This is a genomic window from Microvirga sp. 2TAF3 (assembly GCF_052114965.1).
In the GTDB taxonomy this organism is placed as follows: Bacteria; Pseudomonadota; Alphaproteobacteria; order Rhizobiales; family Beijerinckiaceae; genus Microvirga.
Genome location: NZ_JBFRFT010000066.1, coordinates 1 through 436 on the forward strand (window position 1 = coordinate 1; position 436 = coordinate 436).

Sequence of the window (436 nt, forward strand, 5' to 3'; positions counted from 1 at the left end):
CTGCGGGTGGTGCGCACAATCCCCACGTAATCCCACATCAGCAGGCGCAGTTCGTGCCAGTTGTGCTGGATAACCACCAGTTCATCCGGGATCTCCACCTGACTTTCATCCCATGCTGGCAGCGTGGCGACCTTCTGGGCGAGCGGCAGGCGCCGGGTAATATCCTCCGCGGCAGACCAGCCATAGACCAGGCACTCCAGCAACGAGTTCGACGCCATACGATTCGCGCCGTGCAGCCCGGTGTAGCTGACTTCGCCGATGGCGTATAAACCATCGACGTCGGTGCGGCCATTATCATCCACCATCACGCCGCCGCAGGTGTAATGCGCGGCGGGGACGACCGGCACCGGATCTTTGGTTAAATCAATTCCCAGGCCGAGCAGCTTTTCATAAATCATCGGGAAATGCTGGCGAACAAACGCCTCGGGTTTATGGC

General features: G+C 59.6%; 1 protein-coding gene. It reads right to left on the reverse strand.

Annotation, left to right across the window (positions count from 1 at the left end):
* On the reverse strand, positions 1 to 436 hold a 436-nt coding region (locus AB4Y97_RS21035; protein WP_442000981.1), incomplete at both ends, for an FAD-binding protein.